This is a genomic window from Embleya sp. NPDC050493 (assembly GCF_044458105.1).
Taxonomy (GTDB): Bacteria; Actinomycetota; Actinomycetes; order Streptomycetales; family Streptomycetaceae; genus Embleya.
In genome coordinates this window covers 137,532-153,813 of the sequence record NZ_JBITHP010000021.1, presented here as the reverse complement: position 1 = coordinate 153,813, position 16,282 = coordinate 137,532, and the positions used below count along the sequence as shown (strand labels likewise).

Genomic DNA, 16,282 nt, shown 5'->3' with positions numbered 1-16,282 from the left:
GCGTGGTGTCACGCTTGCCTCCCACTACCCACTTGGGAGGCACCATGGCGGCGACGTTCACGACCCACATCGGCGGCGAGATGGTCGAGCTGCCCGCATCCATCAACGGGATCAGGGCAGCCCTCCCCGAGGAGTGGCGCGAGAAGTTCGACGAAGAGGTCGGCGACGCCCACGCCCGTGACCTCCTGCTCATCCTCAACCGCTGGGCCCTCCGCCCCACTCCGGCCTGGGACGAGGACATCGCCGCCGTCGAAGCCCTCCGCGAGGAAGAGCGCCAGGTGCTGGCCGAGCGCGCCCGGGACGAGGAGGAGACGCGGTGAGCTACTCCGTGCAGTGGAGCCCCGACTGCGACAAGGTCCGCTCCCAGCTCAGCTCAGGCCGGCGCAGGTCCCTCGACGCCGGGGTGGCGTCGATCGCCCGCGACCCCTACGGCCCCGGCACCGCGGCGATGCGGGACCGGGACCACAGGCAGGCCTCCGCCGGCGAGTTCATCGTTGTGTACCAGGTGTCGGCCGGGCTGATGTTCATCACGGTCGTCCGCATCGTGTGACCGCCCACGTGCCCGCTTGTCGGGCCGGGCTCGTACAGCACGACACCCCCACGCCCGAGCAGGCCCAAGCCCGCTGGGACGCGGCCGACGCCGCCGTCAGGGCACACGCCGCGAGCGGCCGGCGGAACGACTAGCCCGAGGGCGAGGCCGAGCGGGCGCGTGGGACGCCGCCCACGAGCAGTGGCGCGGCGAGTGGGACCGCCTCCGGACCGAGGCGCGGGCGGCCGCCGTCGTGCTGTACCGGGCTCGGCAGGTCGCCGATCATGCAATTGATCTCGGAAAGCAAAGCAATGCCCGTCCGCAATCAGCGATCGGGCGTTGCTCTTTGGCGGCCGATGCGACTCTGACCTGCGTACTTGTCAGCGAATCGGCACTCCGGACAACGTGCGTGCGATGACCAGGCGCTGGATTTCGCTCGTGCCCTCGAAGATCGTGTAGATCGCGCTGTCCCGGTGCATGCGCTCGACCGGGTATTCACGGGTGTACCCGTTGCCGCCGAGGATCTGCATCGCGGCGGAGGTCACCCACTTGGCGGTCTCGCCGGCGTACAGCTTGGACATCGAGCCCTCGGCCGCGGTGAACGGCTGGTTCGTCGCCGCCATCCACGAGGCGCGCCAGGTGAGCAGCCGGGCCGCGTCGATCCGGGTGCGCATGTCGGCGATGGTGAACGCGACGCCCTGGTTGTCGATGATCGGCCGGCCGAACTGCTCGCGGACCTGCGCGTATTCCAGGGCCACCTCGTAGGCGGCGCGCGCGATGCCCACCGCCTGCGCGGCGACCGCCGGGCGGGACGACTCGAACGTGGCCATCGCCGCGTTCGAGCGCGCGGACGTGCCGGACCTGGCCCGCGCGATCCGCTCGTCCAGCTTGTCCTTGCCGCCCAACAGGCAGTCGCCGGGGACGCGGACGTTGTCCAGGACCACCTCGGCGGTGTGCGACGCGCGGATCCCGTGCTTCTTGAACTTCTGCCCCTGGGAGAGCCCGGGCGTGTTCGGCGGGATCACGAAGCTGGCCTGGCCGCGCGAGCCGAGGGTCGGATCGGTGGTGGCGACCACGACGTGCACGTGCGCGATACCGCCGTTCGTGGCCCAGGTCTTGACCCCGTTGAGGATCCAGTCGCCGGTCGCCTCGTCGTACGTGGCGCGGGTGCGCATCGAGGAGACGTCGGAGCCGGCGTCCGGCTCGGAGGAGCAGAACGCGGCGACCCGGATGTCGTCGGCGGTGCCGAACAGTTCCGGCGCCCACGTCATGATCTGCTCCTGCGTGCCGTTGGCCACCAGGCCGGCCGCGGCGAGCGCGGTGCCGGTCAGCGCCAGGCCCAACCCGGCGTCGCCCCAGAAGAGTTCCTCCATGATCAGCGGCATGCTCAGACCGGTGGGGTCGAAGGCCTGGGTGGTGAAGAAGTCGAGGGAGTACAGTCCGACCTTGGCGGCTTCCTGGATGATCGGCCAGGGGGTTTCCTCCCGCTCGTCCCATTCGGCCGCGGCCGGGCGCATGGTGTCGGCGGCGAAGGCGTGCACCCAGTCGCGGATGGTGGTCTGGTCCTCGTCGAGGGCGAGATTGAAGGCGGTCATGGGTGGTGGGCCCCCGGACGTCGTCGAAATTGTTACCGGCTGGTAGCTTGAGTGTGTCGTCAGCGCCTGGGGGCGTCAAGAGGCCCGGGGATACGGGCCGATCGGGCTGTGCACCGGCACCGCACGGCGAAGCCGGCGGCTCTCGCGACGGCTGCGGACGAACCGTCAGATGCCGGGTCGGTAGCGGATCGGATGCTCGTCCGGAACCTGCACCACGCAGATCCGCACACCGTCCGGATCGGCGATCCACATCTCGTCCAACCCCCACGCCTCACGACGCGGCTCGCGCACCACGGTGGCGCCCTTGCCCAGGAGTTCCTTGTGGGTGGCGACCAAGTCCCGTACCTGGAGCCACAACCGCAGATCCGCGCACCCGGGCCCGGCCTCCGTCGCGGTGCCCGAGACCTCCAGGAAACCACCGCCGAGGAAGAACACCGTCCCCCGATGGATCCCGGTCCCGAACTCGCGGGCGATCGCGAGCCCGAGCACGTCCCGGTAGAAGGCCAGCGAACGATCGAGGTCGATGGGGCGCAACAGAATGCGACCGGAGAGTACGTCCATGACCGGAAGCTTCGCCCCGATCCACGGATTTCGAACCCTCCCGAGACGGTACATCCCACCCATTGGGGGTGGGGGCGGGGGATGGGGAGGCGGAGGCGCCGGATCGGTCGGGCTCCGGCGCGGGAGCGGGGCGTGGCGGTGGGCGGGGCGGTCGGGCGCGGTGCGGGGGCCGGTGCGGGGGCCGGTGCGGCGGCCGGTGCGGCGGCCGATGCGGCGGCCGGTGCGGGGGCGCGGCGGCAGGTGTGGTGGTCGGCGGCGCGACGGTCCGGGCGCGATGTCGCGGGGCATGGCCGGGGTGCGTGCGAATCCCGCCCACCTCACCCGCCTCCGACGATCGCCTCCACACCCCGCCCCGCCCGCCCGGGCTCCGCTCGTCCTCGGTGCCGGGTCGAAAAGGATCCGGAAGGTGGTCGTGCGGCCGGCAGGCTGGGGCCTCGACGAAGGGTGGTGCCACATGGTGGGGAACGCGGAGCGGGTGCGCGGGAGCATGTTCGGGCTGGCGTACGGGGACGCGTTGGGCGCGCCGACGGAGTTCCTGTCCTACGCGCAGATCGTGCGCCGGTACGAACTGCCCGGGCCGATGGACCTCGAAGGCACGCCGGCCCTGGTCACCGACGACACCCAGATGGGTCTGGCGGTGGCCCACGCTCTGATCGACGCGCGCGCGAACGCGCGGGTGTTGACCGCGGAGCGGTTCGCGCCGCTGGTGATCGAGCGGTTCCTGACCTGGTGGGACTCCCCGGACAACACCCGCGCGCCGGGGCACACATGCATGTCCGCGTGCGCGGAGCTGGCCGCCGGTCGAACCTGGCTCGACGCGACCCGGCGCGGCTCCAAGGGCTGCGGCGCGAACATGCGGGTCACCGCGCTGGGCCTGGTCGACGGCCTCGACGAGGCCGCCCGGTGCGGCGCCGCGCAACTCCAGGCCGCGGTCACCCACGGTCATCCGACCGCGCTGGCCGCGTCGGATCTGACCGCGACCGCCGTGCACGGCCTGCGGTCGGGTGTGCCGGTCGCCGAACTGCCCGCGTACCTGCGTGCGCACGCCGAGGCGCAGCGCAAGGTCTACCGCGCCGACTGGCTCGGCGAGGACCTGTGGCGCGGCCCGTTCGCGGACACGCCGGAGGGCTTCATCGCACGCGGCTGGGACGAATGCCTGGGCGTCCTGGACCGGTTGGACCGCGCCCTGCTGGAGCGGGACCGACGCTCGGATCCGTGCCAGGTCACCGGCGCCGGCTGGATCGCGGAGGAGGCGTTGGCCACGGCCGTGCTCTGCGTCGCGCTGTATCCGGACGACCCGAGGTCGGCGCTCGCCCGCGCGGCGGCCACGTCCGGCGACTCGGACTCGATCGCCGCGTTGACGGGCGCGATGATCGGCGCCGTACACGGCCTGGCGGGCTGGCCCGCCGAGTGGCTCGACCGTATCGAGTATCGGGCCGAACTGTCCGAGGTGTCCGAGGCTCTCCGGATGTGACGCAGGTCGTGGTGCGCGAGACCGGTTGCGGGTAGTGATGGCGCCATGGGAAAGATCCATGCCGCCGACCGGGCGGCCTTCGCGTGGGTGGCAACGCATCATGTGCCGTGGGCGAACAAGGCGCTGCCCGCCTTGTCCCGCGCGGCCAACCATTCGCGTCTGTGGGCGGTGACCGGTGCGGGGATGGCGCTTTCCGGTGGACGCAGCGGGCGTCGGGCGGCAATGCGCGGACTGGGCTCGGTGGCGCTCGCGTCGACCGTGACCAATGTGGTCCTCAAGAGTTGGGTACGCCGGCCCCGGCCGGTGATCGACGCGGTGCCGCTGGCCCGCCGGCTCAGCCGGCAGCCGTGGACGACCTCGTTCCCGTCCGGGCACGCGGCGTCCGCGGCGGCCTTCGCCACGGGCGTCGCGTTGGAGTCGCGGCCGTTGGGTGTCGCGGCCGGCGCGCTGGCCGGATCGGTGGCCTTCTCCCGGGTGTACACGGGCGTGCACTATCCGGGTGACGTACTGGCGGGCGCGGCGCTGGGCGCGGGCCTCGCGGCGGTGACGCTGCGCTGGTGGCCGACCCGGCCGGTGGAGGCGGCGTCCGCACCGCCCCCACGCGGGAAGGTGCCGTCGCTGGTCGAGGGAGACGGCCTGGTGGTCGTGGTCAACTCCTCGGCCGGCCCCGAGGGCGACACCGCACAACGCCTGCGCGAGTTGTTGCCCGGCGCCAAGGTGGTCGAGCGCGGCCAGAACGGCGACCTGGTCGCATTGTTGTGCGAGGCGGCCCAGGAGGCGCGGGTGCTGGGCGTCGCGGGCGGCGACGGCAGCGTGAACTGCGCGGCACGGATCGCACTGGACCGGGGCATGCCGCTCGCGGTCTTCCCGGCCGGCACGCTCAACCACTTCGCCGGCGACCTGGGCCTGACCCGGTTGGACGACACCGCGCTGGCGCTCGCGGCGGGCGAGGCGGTGCTGGTGGACGTCGCCGAATTGCAGCGCGACCACTCGCACCCGTTCTCCGACGACGGTCGGGAGTTGGGTCCGGAGCTCTTCCTGAACACCTTCTCGCTCGGCGTCTACCCCGATCTGGTGCGCTTCCGCGAGGAGTTGGAGGGCAAGATCGGCAAGTGGCCGGCCATGCTGGTGGGCCTGGTCCGGGTGCTCCGGGACGCGGGTCCGGTCAAGATGCGCGTCAACGGCCGCCCGCGCTCGTTGTGGCTGCTGTTCCTCGGCAACGGCGAATACGCCCCGGAGGGCTTCGCGCCCACCTACCGACCCGACCTCACCGACGGCCTCCTCGACGTGCGCATCGTCGACGCCTCGCGCCCCCTGGCCCGCACCCGGCTGGTGGCCGCCGTCCTGTCCGGCACACTCGGCCGCTCGCGCGTCTACGAGGCGTCCACGGCCCGCACGGTCCGCCTCTCCGAAATACAGGAGGGCGCCGAACTCGCCGTCGACGGCGAAGTCCGCCCCGGCGCCTCCCAACTACGCATCGCCAAGGGCCGCCGTCTCACGGTCTACCGCCCCGAAGGCGCCCTACGCGACTGACCCCGACCCGAACCGAACCCGACTGCGGTCACGGCGCCGGGCCCGGGCCACGGGAACAATCCCGGGCCCGGGCCGCCCTCGCCGCACCGGAAGCACCCCGCCGCGCACGCCCCCGCGCGCCCCATCCGCCGGTTCCGCACCGCATCCGACCCGCCTCACCCGGCGGCGCTCCGCCGCGCCGGTGGCCACCGCCCCGCCGGGAAGCCGCGGCACACCACCGTCCGGCCGGCGCGATCGCGGTCGGCCCGTCCGTGCTCGCTCCGGCCGCCGACGGCACCGACCCCGTGTGCCGCGCTCCGCCCCCTCCCCTGGTTTGCGCACCAGCCGCGTCCGATTCGCCGCACTCGCCACGACAGCAAACGTCCGCCCTGCGCGCTGGCGGACCGAACCACCCCGCCCGCTCCGCCGCGTGCGACTCACACCACTCACGCGCCACGACAACAGGCCACCCACCGCGTCCCGTTCGCGCCGCCACACTGCCGCACCGAGCGACCCCGCCGCGCCGTGCCCGGCCTCTTCCGGCGGCGTCGAGACGGTTGGACACGTGGGATGGAAACCGTTGGCGGGTCGTGTGCGTGGTGGGGGTGCGGAGGCGCCTATCCGGGGCACCGCTACGGTGTGGGCCGCCGGCCGATGGGCCGGGGGTGCGAACTGGTGTCGATAAGGGGCAGTGGTGGCGGTTTCGGGGGCGATATCCGGGTCGGCCGGACGGGTGGCGGCGGTATTGGCGGCTGGACGGGTGGCCGCCGGGGTGGTGTCCATGGTGGCTCCGCGCGGCGGGGTGTGGTTGCGGCCCACCGCGGCCCGGGAGGCGTCGTTGCTCGGCCGCGGTCTCGGCGCGCGGGATGTGTTGCTGGGCACGGGCGTACTGCGCGCCCTGGCGGGCGGACGGGGCAGCGCCGAGTGGGGCTGGCTCGTGGTGGCGTCGGATCTGGTCGACGGGGCCGGCGGCGCGATCGAGTGGCGCCGCCTCACCCCCGCGGAACGCAGGTGGGTCGGGGCGGTCTTCGCGTTGGCCGCGTGCGAGGCGGCGGTGGCCCTGGCCCTGGCCGGCACGGACGCCGAGGACGCCTGGGACACGGTGACGGGCCTGCTCGAATAGGCCAGGACAGCCGCCGGCGAACCGCCATGGGCATCCGTACGGCCGGCCGTACGGATGCCCATGGCGTCACGGCGCGATCGCCCGCCACACGCCGCCGCGCCCGAGCGTCGGCCGCACCGGCGCTGAACGGGTCGAGCAATCCCGTGACCACGGTCCGATCCCGGACCGGACCCGCGCCGCCGCCGTCCGCCGACCCGACCGGAAGCGGCCCGCATCGGCTCCTACCGACCGCCCCACGACTCGTGCTCGGGAACCCGGCCGGGAGCTCGTGCGTCTCCCCTGGCGTCGTCTTCGCCCGCGGACCGGCCACCGGCCTCGCGTTCCGGACAAAGGAATCGTCGTCCCCCGTGGCGAAGGCACGTGTCCGTACCGACCGACGCCCCCGGGAGTGCCGCAGGATGGCCGTCTCGCTGAACCACACCATCGTCCCCGCCACGGACCACCGGGCGGCGGCGCACTTCTTCGCCACGGTGATGGGCCTGGAGGAACTGCCTCCGGACGGTGCCCACGGCCACTTCGCGCCCGTCCGGGTCAACGAGCAGCTCACCCTCGACTTCATGACGGTGGCCGCGGCGGAGGGACACCACCTGGCCTTCGACGTCGACCCGGCCACCTTCGACGCGATCCTGGCCCGACTCCGGGCGGCCGACATCCCGTACGGCAGTTCCCCCGCCGAACCGACCAACGGCCGCATCGACCACCCCTTGTGCCCACGCGGCCTGTTCTTCACCGACGACACGGGAAACCTGTACGAGGTCATGTCCCCGGCCTGACCGCCGGCGCAACGGCCGCCCTCCCCGTTTCCCGTGCCGACCGAAAAACGCCCATGCCATCGGCCATCGGGCCTTCGGCACCCGGCACCATCGAGCCCCGAAACCGGCCGAGTCCCCCCGCCCGCACGCCCGTACCGTGGCCGACGCTGCCGGCGTGCCGGGACTGTCACCCGTTTGCCCTATGCTCAACTCCCATGGTGGCGCGGCCGTTGGGCGAAATTGTCGAGGCAGGATGGGCGAAGGCCCTGGAACCGGTGGCGGGCCGAGTGGCCGCCATGGGCGACTTCCTGCGAGGAGAGATCGCAGCGGGACGGCGTTACGTCCCGGCCGGCGCGAACGTGTTGCGGGCGTTCACCCAACCCTTCGCGGACGTACGGGTGTTGATCGTGGGCCAGGATCCCTATCCCAACCCCGGGCACGCGGTGGGGCTGAGCTTTTCGGTCGCCCCGGAGGTGCGTCCGCTACCGGGCTCGCTGATCAACATCTTCACCGAGATGAACCGCGACCTGGGCCTGCCGATGCCCACCAACGGCGACCTGACCCCGTGGGCCGACCAGGGCGTACTGCTGCTCAACCGCGCCCTGACCACCGCCCCCGGTCGCCCCGCCGCACACCGCGGCAAGGGCTGGGAAGAGGTCACCGAGCAGGCCATCAAGGCGCTCGCGGCCCGCGGCACCCCGCTCGTGTCGATCCTGTGGGGCCGCGACGCCCGCAACGCCCGGCCCCTGCTCGGCCCCGGCGCGGCCGTGGTCGAGTCGGCCCACCCCTCCCCCATGTCGGCCGCCGGCGGCTTCTTCGGCTCCCGCCCCTTCTCCCGCACCAACGACCTCCTGGTCGCCCAGGGCGCCCAACCGGTCGACTGGCGCCTCCCGTAGCCCCGAAGCACCACTTCCGGGAACCCGAACCACCGCTTCCCGTAACCCCAAAGCACCAATCGACCCGCCCGGCCCACCGGACCGGAGCGGGTCCACCGACCTGCCGCAAGATCCCAACCCCCGCAGCCGGCGCGCCGGCCGGAGCGGACAGGCACGCCCTGCCGACCCGGCCGGGGCGCAACCACGACAACCACCCCGCGCGTCCACGCCTATAGGGTGGCGGCCGGTACAACCGGTCATGGGCCACCGCCGGTCGGGGCCGTCGCTTGGAGGAACCTTCTTCGATGTCAGGCAATAGCGTTCCCGGCCAGGGGGGTGCGCCGCAGCGCTCCTCCGAGGCGTTGCCGCCGCGTTCCAAATTGGCGATCACCGCGAGTCGGGTGACCGCGGCCATCTCGCGACGCGCCGGCAAGGGCAGCGGTTCGGTCATCGGGGGCAAGCTCGCGCTGCGGCTCGCCCCGGACCTGCTCGCGCAGTTGTCGGTGGGGCTGCAGGTGGTGCTGATCTCCGGGACCAACGGCAAGACCACCACCACCCGCCTGGTCGCCGAGGCGATGCGCGCCGCGGGTCCCGTGGTGTCCAACGCGCTGGGCGCGAACATGCCGGCGGGGATCACCTCCGCTCTCGCGGGCGCGGGCAACGAGGCCCGTTACGGCGTGATCGAGGTCGACGAGAAGTACCTCGCGGGCGTCGCCCGGGACTCCGACCCGGTCGCCATCGCGCTGCTCAACCTCTCCCGGGACCAGCTCGACCGTGCCGCGGAGACCCGGATGCTCGCCGAGAAGTGGCGCGAGGGCCTGCGCGGGCGGGACGCGATCGTGGTCGCCAACGCGGACGACCCGCTGATCGTGTGGGCCGCGTCCTCCAGCAAGGACGTGTTGTGGGTCGCCGCCGGGCAGACCTGGCAGGAGGACTCCTGGTCCTGCCCGCAGTGCGGCGGCGTGATGCAGCGTCCGGGCGACGACTGGTTCTGCTCGGAATGCGACTTCCGTCGCCCCTCGCCCACTTGGTCGCTCGCCGGCGACCGCATGGTCGACCCGGACGGGCGGGTGTGGCCGCTGCACCTTCAGCTGCCGGGCCGGGCCAACCGCGCCAACGCGGTCACCGCCGCGGCCGTCGCGTCCCTGTTCGGCGTGCCCGTGGAGGCGGCGCTGGAGCGGATGAAGCACGTCACCGCCGTCGCCGGCCGCTACGACGTGGTCGACTACATGGGCCGCAAGCTGCGGCTGCTCCTGGCGAAGAACCCGGCCGGCTGGGTCGAGACGTTCTCGCTGATCGACCCGCCGCCCACCCCGGTGATCCTGTCCGTCAACGCGCTCGACGCGGACGGCAAGGACACCTCGTGGATCTGGGACGTGGACTTCACCCAGCTCGCCGCCCGCCCGCTGTTCGTGCTGGGCCAGCGCCGACTCGACCTGGCCGTCCGGTTGGAGGTCGCGGGCCTGCAGTTCCAGGTCTGCGAGACGCTCGGCCAGGCGGTCGCGGCGGCGCCGCCCGGCCAGATCGAGGTCATCGCCAACTACACGGCGTTCCAACAGCTGCGCAAGACGATCAAGGAAGCGGCACAGGCATGATCGGTGAGAGCAGGCTGCGCCTGGTCTGGATCTACCCGGACCTGCTCAGCACATACGGCGACCAGGGCAACGCACTGATCGTGGAGCGTCGCGCGCTGATGCGCGGCATCGAGGTCGAGCGCGTGGACGTACGCTCCGACCAGCCCGTCCCCACCTCCGGGGACATCTACCTGATCGGCGGCGGCGAGGACCGACCGCAGCGACTGGCCGCCGAGCGCCTGCGCCGCGACCCGGGGCTGGCCACCGCGGTCGGTGCCGGCGCCGCGCTGCTCGCGGTGTGCGCGGGCTATCAGATCATCGGCAACGAGTTCATCGACGACCTCGACCAGCCCGAGGCGGGCCTGGGTCTGCTGGACGTGCGCTCCGGCCGGGGCGCGCCCGGCAAGCGCTGCGTCGGCGAGGTGCTGGCCGAGGTCGACCCCGCGCTCGGCCTGCCCGTGCTCTCCGGGTTCGAGAACCACCAGGGCGTCACCCACGTGGGCCCCGGCGCCAAGCCGCTGGCCAGGGTCACCCACGGCAACGGCAACGGGACCGGCGACGGCACCGAGGGCGCCTACGCGGGTCGGGTGATCGGCACGTACATGCACGGGCCGGTGATGTCGCGCAACCCGGCGCTCGCCGACCTGCTGCTCACCTGGGCCACCGGCGTGCCGCTGACCCCGCTGGGCGACCACTGGCACGAGCAGCTGCGCTCCGAGCGCCTGCGCACGGTCCGGGCAGCCGCCTCGAACTGAGGCGGCACCCGAGCCGACCCGGGGAGGAACCCGAGCCGAGGAGCCCGCATACCGCCGCCGAGCGGTATGCGGGCTCCTCGGCCGTCCACCACCCGTCAGGGCGTGTGCACCGTCCCGTGCGGGTCCTCGCAGTGCCCGCGGGTCGCGCCGATCGCCAGCACCGACGGGTCGGCGTGGTCGACCTGAAGCGTCGTGTGGGTGATCGCGTACCGTTCGCGCAGCCGCGCCTGGAGCCGGTCGCGCACCCGGTGGCAGTCGTCCCCGGGCTCGACCAGAACGTGGGCGGACAGCGCCGGGAAGCCCGACGTGATGGTCCAGATGTGCAGGTCGTGGACCTCGGTGACACCCTCGACCGAGGCCAGGTCCGCCCCGACCGTGTCCGGCTCGATGCCGGCGGGGGCCGCCTCCAGGAAGATCCGCCACGACTCGCGGACCAGCGCGATACCGGACTTGAGCATCAGCGCCGCCACGATCAGCGAGGCGATCGCGTCCGCCCGGGCGAAACCGGTGGTCAGCACCACGACACCGGAGATCAGGGTGGCGATGAACGCCCACAGGTCGTTGAGGATGTGCTGGTAGGCGCCCTCGACATTGAGACTGGAGCGGTTGGCGCGTGAGATCAGCCAGGCCGCGAGCACGTTGATCACGATGCCGACCGCGGCGGTGACGATCACCAGCGAGCCCTCGACGTCGGGCGGCGAGATCAAGCGCCGGACCGCCTCGTAGCTGAACCACACCGCCAGGACCAGGAATGTGATGCCGTTGATCTGCGCGGACAGGATCTCCGCGCGCTTGAATCCGTACGTCCAGCGCCCGCGCGCGGGCCGGGCCGCGAGCCGCATCGCCACCAGCGCGAGGCCGATCGCGAACGCGTCGGTGACCATGTGGCCGGCGTCGGTGATCAGCGCGAGCGAGCTCGCCAGGATACCGACCGTGACCTCGACCACGATGAACGCGCCGATCAGCACGAGCGCGGCGGTCAGGTAGCGCCGATCCGCGTCCGCGGCGACCCCGTGCGAGTGACCCGCGTGCCCGGCTCCCCCGTGGTCGTGCCCGTCGTGACTGCCGTGCGTGTCGTGACTGCCGTGGGCCCCTCGCGGCTCTCGGGTCGGCGCCGGGGACCCGGGCGCGTCCGGGCCGTGGTCGTGGTCGCGGGTGGTCATGAAGTCCCTCCGGGAAGGTCGTTCGCGCAGCCGGTGTGATCGGTGGCGGGGGCGTGGCCGATGTGCGCGAGCGCCACGTCCAGGAGCAGGCGTACATGCGCGTCCGCGAGGCGGTAGTAGGCCAACCGGCCCGCCCGGCGCACCGTCACCACCTGGTGTGCGCGCAGCAGCCGCAACTGGTGCGAGACCGCCGATTCGCCCTGCCCGCACGCGGCGGCCAGGTCGCGGACGCACAGTTCGCCCTCCAGGAGCGCGACCAGCAGGGTGAGCCGACCGGGGTCGCCCAGGAGCGCGAACACGTCCGCCGTCTCGGCCAGGTGCGGACCGTCGGGCAACCGTGATCGCACCGAGTCCACCAGGTCCGCGTTCACCGGCTGCGCCACCGGGTCACCTCCACTTTCGCGTCCACGCCCCGCCCGCCGTCGTCCCGACTCGGACATCGTAACGTCTGAACAGCTCTTCATACGAGCACGAGAAGAACATAGGGGCAGGGGGTATCTACACGCAACCACGCCACACCCATCCCGACCCGATCGCCCGGCCGGCCGATCGCCCGGGCGGCCGATCGCCCGGCCGGCCGGACGGCCGCCGAACCGAGCGGGGCGGGGCGGGGCGGCGCGAGAGAGCGGCGCGCGGCCCGCCCACCGACCCGCCGGCCCGCGCCCACCGCGTGGTGACACGCGGTTCGGTCAGGCCGGCCTCGGGTCTCGGTCCAACCGCGCCCACCATCGCTGCGCCGGTTCGTGGATCTCGCGCCACGTGGCCACGAACAGGTCGCTCGCCGCCGCCCCCGGCCAATCCGCCGGCAGCAGCGCCGCAGGCAGCCGCGGGTCGCATTCGAAGGTCAGCCGCCACGCGTGCACCAGCCGGGTACGCAGCTCGAACGCCTCCGCGTCGGTGTTCGCCCGGGCCCCGGTGAACCGATCGACGAAGGCCTCCAGGACCACCCGGATCGCAGCCGGGTCCCAGGCCTGTTCGACCAGGGCCCGTTCCCGCTCCGGGTCGCTCACGCTCGACGTCATCCAGGTCGCGTACCCGGTCAGGCCACGCTCGGCGATCAGCGCCCGCAGCACGCCCACCCCGCCCGGGTCCGCCGCGATCCACACGCCCCGACCCAGATCGCCGAAGCCCTCGAAGGCGAGTTGCTCCTCGACCACCGCGCGCGCCTCGCGCAACGTCGCCGGCGGGCGGAACAGCAGTTGTTGCCACTGCCCCGACCAGGGCGTCTCCCGGGTCGCCCGGGAGAGCCGCTCGGTCCACCCGGCCAACAGCCGATACAGCGACGGCGCGAGGGTCAGCCGGGTGTACCGCCCCTCGGCGCGGGCCACCAACCACCCCTCCGCGGTCAGCCTGGTGATCGCCCGCCGGGTCGCCGCCTCCGGGACCCCCAGCGCGTCGAGTGCCGCCACGGCCGTCGGTGACCACACCCCGTCGTGTCCGGGCCAGCGCACGTACTCGCCCAGCACGGTCAACAACAGCGTGCGGGCGCTGGGGCCGCCGGCGGCGGTGCGCCGGGTGCGCGGTCCGGTGCGACCGGTGGGCGTACCCCTTGTTTCCTCGTCATCCTCCATGTAGGACATAACTCATCCAAGCAGGTTCTTGTGTCCTACGAAAGGTCCCGCTCGTGTCCGATGTCGCCGTGTCCGAGGCCGCCCCGCCGACCCGCTTCGGCGCCTTCATCGCCCCCTACCACGGCATCGACGGCAACCCCGCGCTGCAACTGCGCCGGGACCTCGACCTGGTCGAACACCTGGACGCGCTCGGCTTCGAGGAGGCGTGGATCGGCGAGCACCACTCGGCCGGGTACGAGACGATCGCCTCGCCCGAGGTGTTCATCGCCGCCGCCGCCGAACGCACCGGCCGGATCCGACTCGGCACCGGCGTCAACTCGCTGCCGTACCACCACCCGCTGGTCCTGGCCGACCGCATCGTGCAGCTCGACCTGCAGTCGCGCGGTCGGGTGATGTTCGGCTCCGGGCCCGGCCAACTGGCCTCGGACGCCTTCATGATGGGCATCGACCCGATGCGCCAGCGGAGCATGATGGCCGAGGCGCTGGCCGCGATCGTCCCGCTGCTGCGCGGCGAGACGGTGACCATGCGGACCGACTGGTTCACCCTGGACCAGGCCCGACTGCATCTGGGCCCGTACACGCGCGCCGGCATCGAGACCGTATGCGCGTCCACCGTCTCCCCGTCCGGGTCGGTACAGGCCGGAATCCACGGCATGGGCCTGCTATCGCTCGCCGCCGCCGACCCGTCCGGCTTCGCCGCGCTGGCCACGAACTGGGACGTGTACGCCAAGACTTGCGCCGAACACGGCCACGTCGCCGACCGCGAGCGCTGGCGCCTGGTGGTGCCGATGCACCTGGCCGAGACCACCGAGGCCGCGCGCGAACAGGCCGAGTACGGCGTGCACCACCTGGTCGACTACATCCAGGGGCTGTCCGGGATGACCATGCCCTGGGGCGCGACGGCCCGGGAGGCCGTGGCGCAGTGGACCGGCGAGGGCTTCCCGACCTTCGGCGTGGCGATGATCGGCACGCCCGCGCAGGCGATCGAACGCATCACCGCGATGACCGAGCGGTCCGGCGGCTTCGGCACGCTGCTCCTGCTCGACCTGCCGATCGCGCGACCCGCGGACAAGTGGCGCAGCTACGAACTGTTCGCCGAGTACGTGGTACCGCACTTCACCGGCGCCAACCGCCCACGGCGGGCCTCGATGGCCTGGGCGAACGACAACAGCGAGCGCTTCATCGGCGCGCTGCGTCAGGCGGTCGTCGCCGCGATGACGCCGCCCGCCGCGTCCTGAACCCCACCGACACACGTTCGTTCACCGACCCGGTGACCCGGTGCACCCGGGACCCGGAGACCCGTGACCCGGTGATCCGGTGATCCGGTGACCGGCGAACCGGTCGATCCGACAGGGAGATTGCCCATCATGCGAGCAGCGGTACTGCGCGGCGGCACGTTCACGGTCGAGGACATCGCGGCACCCGAACCCGGCGAGGGGCAGGTCCTCGTGGAGACGGTGGCCTGCGGGATCTGCGGTTCGGACCTGTCCGCATACAAGCACACGGCCGAATTCCTACAGGCGTCCATCGACTCCGACACACCCTCGTTCGTCTTCGACCCGGACGCCGACCTGGTGATGGGTCACGAGTTGTCCGCGCGGGTGGTGCGGCCCGGCCCGGGTGTGACCGGCTTCGAGGAGGGCGAGGTGGTGGTCGGGCTGCCCTGGGCGCTGGACGGCGGAGGCGTCCTGCGCACCATCGGCTTCTCCAACACCTTCCCCGGCGGTTTCGGCGAGCGCATGGTGATGCAGGCCGCGGCGCTGGTCAAGGTGCCCTCCCACGTACCGGCGCACATCGCCGCGCTGACCGAGCCGCTGGCGGTCGGCTTCGGCAACGTGGCCCGCTCCGGTGCGGAGAAGGGCGGCGCGGCGATCGTGATCGGTGCCGGGCCGATCGGCCTGGGGGCGATCGCCGGCCTGATCGAGCGCGGCGTGGCGCCGGTGGTGGTCTCCGAACCCTCGCCGCGCCGCCGTGAACTCGCCCGCGCGTTCGGCGCCCACGTCGTGGTCGACCCGGCCGAGCAGGATCCGTTCGTCGCGTGGCGCGAGATCGCCGAGCCGGGACAACCGCTGACCGTCTTCGAGTGCTCGGGCAGGGCCGGCATGTTCGATCGCATCACCTACGCCGCGCCGCGGGGCGCCACGGTGTTGCTGATCGGAGTGTGCATGACCGAGGACACGTTCCGACCCGTGGTGGGCATCTACAAGGACCTCACGGTCAAGATGTGTCTGACCTATCCGCCCGAGGAGTACCCGAAGACGCTGGCCCGGATCGCCGCCGGCGGCGTGGACGCGGCGGCGCTGGTCACCGGTCAGGTGGGCTTCGGCGGGGTGGCCGCCGCGATCGACACGCTGGGCCGGCCGGACGAGCACGTCAAGGTCCTGGTCCGACCGCACCTGGAGGGGTCGGGCGTACATCCCGCCACGGTGTAGCGGCGAGCCCGCCCGGCGTCCGCCCCGGCGCCGAAGCCCCGGCGCCGAACCCCCGGGGCCGTCGCCGCGGCGGGCCCGAGGCGGACGCGCGGGGCGGATGTCACGCGTACGAGTGGACCCGGGCCGGTCGCCCCTGGCGCACGCCGTGCACGAACGGCGCGCTCGCCAGGGCATTTCACACGCGCACGCCCCCGAACGCCCCGCCGAGTGGGGCGTGGAAGTGTCGCAAACTGGACGCACCGGGTGTCGGAATCGGTACGCTCCGATGGAATTCCCTCGGAAGATCCGTACACCCGCCATCGGGGACATCATGAGTCACACCGGGCACCGTCACGGTGCCGTGTCCGTCCATCGCGTGACCGCCAC

Annotated in this window: 16 protein-coding genes; 11 read left to right on the top strand and 5 right to left on the bottom strand. The window is 72.8% G+C overall.

Annotated elements, in window-relative coordinates; translation table 11 throughout:
- Window positions 1–44 precede the first annotated feature (44 nt).
- Together ACIBM5_RS32785 and ACIBM5_RS32780 are read left to right on the top strand one after the other, a co-directional pair.
- A complete protein-coding gene (locus tag ACIBM5_RS32785) occupies window positions 45–320 on the top strand; it encodes a hypothetical protein (protein ID WP_396010237.1) in 276 nt (91 codons plus the stop codon).
- Window positions 317–550, top strand: a complete 234-nt coding sequence (locus ACIBM5_RS32780; protein WP_396010236.1) for a hypothetical protein — start codon at window positions 317–319, stop codon at window positions 548–550. The genes ACIBM5_RS32785 and ACIBM5_RS32780 overlap by 4 nt, the downstream gene beginning before the upstream one ends.
- 359 nt (window positions 551–909) lie before the next feature.
- Here ACIBM5_RS32780 and ACIBM5_RS32775 read toward each other — a convergent pair whose 3' ends face one another.
- Together ACIBM5_RS32775 and ACIBM5_RS32770 are read right to left on the bottom strand one after the other, a co-directional pair.
- Complete coding sequence (locus ACIBM5_RS32775) at window positions 910–2,124, bottom strand: acyl-CoA dehydrogenase family protein (protein ID WP_396010235.1); 1,215 nt, start codon at window positions 2,122–2,124, stop codon at window positions 910–912.
- 165 nt (window positions 2,125–2,289) lie between these two features.
- Entirely contained in the window at window positions 2,290–2,685 is a 396-nt protein-coding gene (locus ACIBM5_RS32770; RefSeq protein ID WP_391585913.1) for a VOC family protein, read from the bottom strand.
- Window positions 2,686–3,139: 454 nt separating this feature from the next.
- Between ACIBM5_RS32770 and ACIBM5_RS32765 the strand changes: the two genes are divergently transcribed.
- From ACIBM5_RS32765 to ACIBM5_RS32735, 7 genes are all read left to right on the top strand, one after another.
- Window positions 3,140–4,159, top strand: coding sequence for an ADP-ribosylglycohydrolase family protein (locus ACIBM5_RS32765; RefSeq protein WP_396010234.1), 1,020 nt, complete (start codon window positions 3,140–3,142; stop codon window positions 4,157–4,159).
- A gap of 45 nt (window positions 4,160–4,204) precedes the next feature.
- Window positions 4,205–5,692, top strand: coding sequence for a phosphatase PAP2 family protein (locus ACIBM5_RS32760; RefSeq protein ID WP_396010233.1), 1,488 nt, complete (start codon window positions 4,205–4,207; stop codon window positions 5,690–5,692).
- Between the two features lie 760 nt (window positions 5,693–6,452).
- The gene (locus ACIBM5_RS32755) at window positions 6,453–6,794 is read left to right on the top strand and encodes a hypothetical protein (RefSeq protein WP_396010232.1); all 342 of its coding nucleotides are present in this window, start codon (window positions 6,453–6,455) and stop codon (window positions 6,792–6,794) included.
- A 398-nt stretch (window positions 6,795–7,192) separates the two neighbouring features.
- Window positions 7,193–7,567 (top strand): VOC family protein, encoded by a 375-nt coding sequence (locus tag ACIBM5_RS32750; protein ID WP_396010231.1) that lies wholly within the window; start codon window positions 7,193–7,195, stop codon window positions 7,565–7,567.
- Window positions 7,568–7,761: 194 nt separating this feature from the next.
- Window positions 7,762–8,442 (top strand): uracil-DNA glycosylase, encoded by a 681-nt coding sequence (locus ACIBM5_RS32745; RefSeq protein WP_396010229.1) that lies wholly within the window; start codon window positions 7,762–7,764, stop codon window positions 8,440–8,442.
- A 284-nt stretch (window positions 8,443–8,726) separates the two neighbouring features.
- Complete coding sequence (locus ACIBM5_RS32740) at window positions 8,727–10,016, top strand: MurT ligase domain-containing protein (RefSeq protein WP_396010228.1); 1,290 nt, start codon at window positions 8,727–8,729, stop codon at window positions 10,014–10,016.
- A complete protein-coding gene (locus ACIBM5_RS32735; RefSeq protein ID WP_355535707.1) occupies window positions 10,016–10,750 on the top strand; it encodes a glutamine amidotransferase in 735 nt (244 codons plus the stop codon). The genes ACIBM5_RS32740 and ACIBM5_RS32735 overlap by 1 nt, the downstream gene beginning before the upstream one ends.
- A 95-nt stretch (window positions 10,751–10,845) precedes the next feature.
- On the opposite strand, the gene ACIBM5_RS32730 is transcribed toward ACIBM5_RS32735, so the two are convergent.
- The 3 genes from ACIBM5_RS32730 to ACIBM5_RS32720 form a co-directional block, all read right to left on the bottom strand.
- Window positions 10,846–11,913, bottom strand: a complete 1,068-nt coding sequence (locus ACIBM5_RS32730) for a cation diffusion facilitator family transporter (RefSeq protein ID WP_396010227.1) — start codon at window positions 11,911–11,913, stop codon at window positions 10,846–10,848.
- The gene (locus tag ACIBM5_RS32725; RefSeq protein WP_391585921.1) at window positions 11,910–12,296 is read right to left on the bottom strand and encodes an ArsR/SmtB family transcription factor; all 387 of its coding nucleotides are present in this window, start codon (window positions 12,294–12,296) and stop codon (window positions 11,910–11,912) included. Before ACIBM5_RS32725 ends, ACIBM5_RS32730 begins: the two co-directional genes overlap by 4 nt.
- A gap of 306 nt (window positions 12,297–12,602) precedes the next feature.
- Window positions 12,603–13,493, bottom strand: a complete 891-nt coding sequence (locus ACIBM5_RS32720; RefSeq protein WP_396010226.1) for a PaaX family transcriptional regulator C-terminal domain-containing protein — start codon at window positions 13,491–13,493, stop codon at window positions 12,603–12,605.
- 44 nt (window positions 13,494–13,537) lie between these two features.
- Between ACIBM5_RS32720 and ACIBM5_RS32715 the strand changes: the two genes are divergently transcribed.
- Complete coding sequence (locus ACIBM5_RS32715) at window positions 13,538–14,722, top strand: LLM class flavin-dependent oxidoreductase (RefSeq protein ID WP_396010225.1); 1,185 nt, start codon at window positions 13,538–13,540, stop codon at window positions 14,720–14,722.
- Window positions 14,723–14,851: 129 nt separating this feature from the next.
- Complete coding sequence (locus tag ACIBM5_RS32710; RefSeq protein ID WP_396010223.1) at window positions 14,852–15,916, top strand: zinc-binding dehydrogenase; 1,065 nt, start codon at window positions 14,852–14,854, stop codon at window positions 15,914–15,916.
- Window positions 15,917–16,282: the final 366 nt, after the last annotated feature.

Excerpts from the sequence above, each read along its gene's own strand:
- ACIBM5_RS32740 (WP_396010228.1), top strand. The coding sequence starts at position 8,727 with ATGTCAGGCAATAGCGTTCCCGGCCAGGGGGGTGCGCCGCAGCGCTCC.
- ACIBM5_RS32755 (WP_396010232.1), top strand. The coding sequence starts at position 6,453 with ATGGTGGCTCCGCGCGGCGGGGTGTGGTTGCGGCCCACCGCGGCCCGG.
- ACIBM5_RS32745 (WP_396010229.1), top strand. The coding sequence starts at position 7,762 with ATGGTGGCGCGGCCGTTGGGCGAAATTGTCGAGGCAGGATGGGCGAAG.
- ACIBM5_RS32765 (WP_396010234.1), top strand. The coding sequence starts at position 3,140 with ATGGTGGGGAACGCGGAGCGGGTGCGCGGGAGCATGTTCGGGCTGGCG.
- ACIBM5_RS32730 (WP_396010227.1), bottom strand. The coding sequence starts at position 11,913 with ATGACCACCCGCGACCACGACCACGGCCCGGACGCGCCCGGGTCCCCG.
- ACIBM5_RS32785 (WP_396010237.1), top strand. The coding sequence starts at position 45 with ATGGCGGCGACGTTCACGACCCACATCGGCGGCGAGATGGTCGAGCTG.
- ACIBM5_RS32775 (WP_396010235.1), bottom strand. The coding sequence starts at position 2,124 with ATGACCGCCTTCAATCTCGCCCTCGACGAGGACCAGACCACCATCCGC.
- ACIBM5_RS32760 (WP_396010233.1), top strand. The coding sequence starts at position 4,205 with ATGGGAAAGATCCATGCCGCCGACCGGGCGGCCTTCGCGTGGGTGGCA.
- ACIBM5_RS32710 (WP_396010223.1), top strand. The coding sequence starts at position 14,852 with ATGCGAGCAGCGGTACTGCGCGGCGGCACGTTCACGGTCGAGGACATC.
- ACIBM5_RS32770 (WP_391585913.1), bottom strand. The coding sequence starts at position 2,685 with ATGGACGTACTCTCCGGTCGCATTCTGTTGCGCCCCATCGACCTCGAT.
- ACIBM5_RS32750 (WP_396010231.1), top strand. The coding sequence starts at position 7,193 with ATGGCCGTCTCGCTGAACCACACCATCGTCCCCGCCACGGACCACCGG.
- ACIBM5_RS32720 (WP_396010226.1), bottom strand. The coding sequence starts at position 13,493 with ATGTCCTACATGGAGGATGACGAGGAAACAAGGGGTACGCCCACCGGT.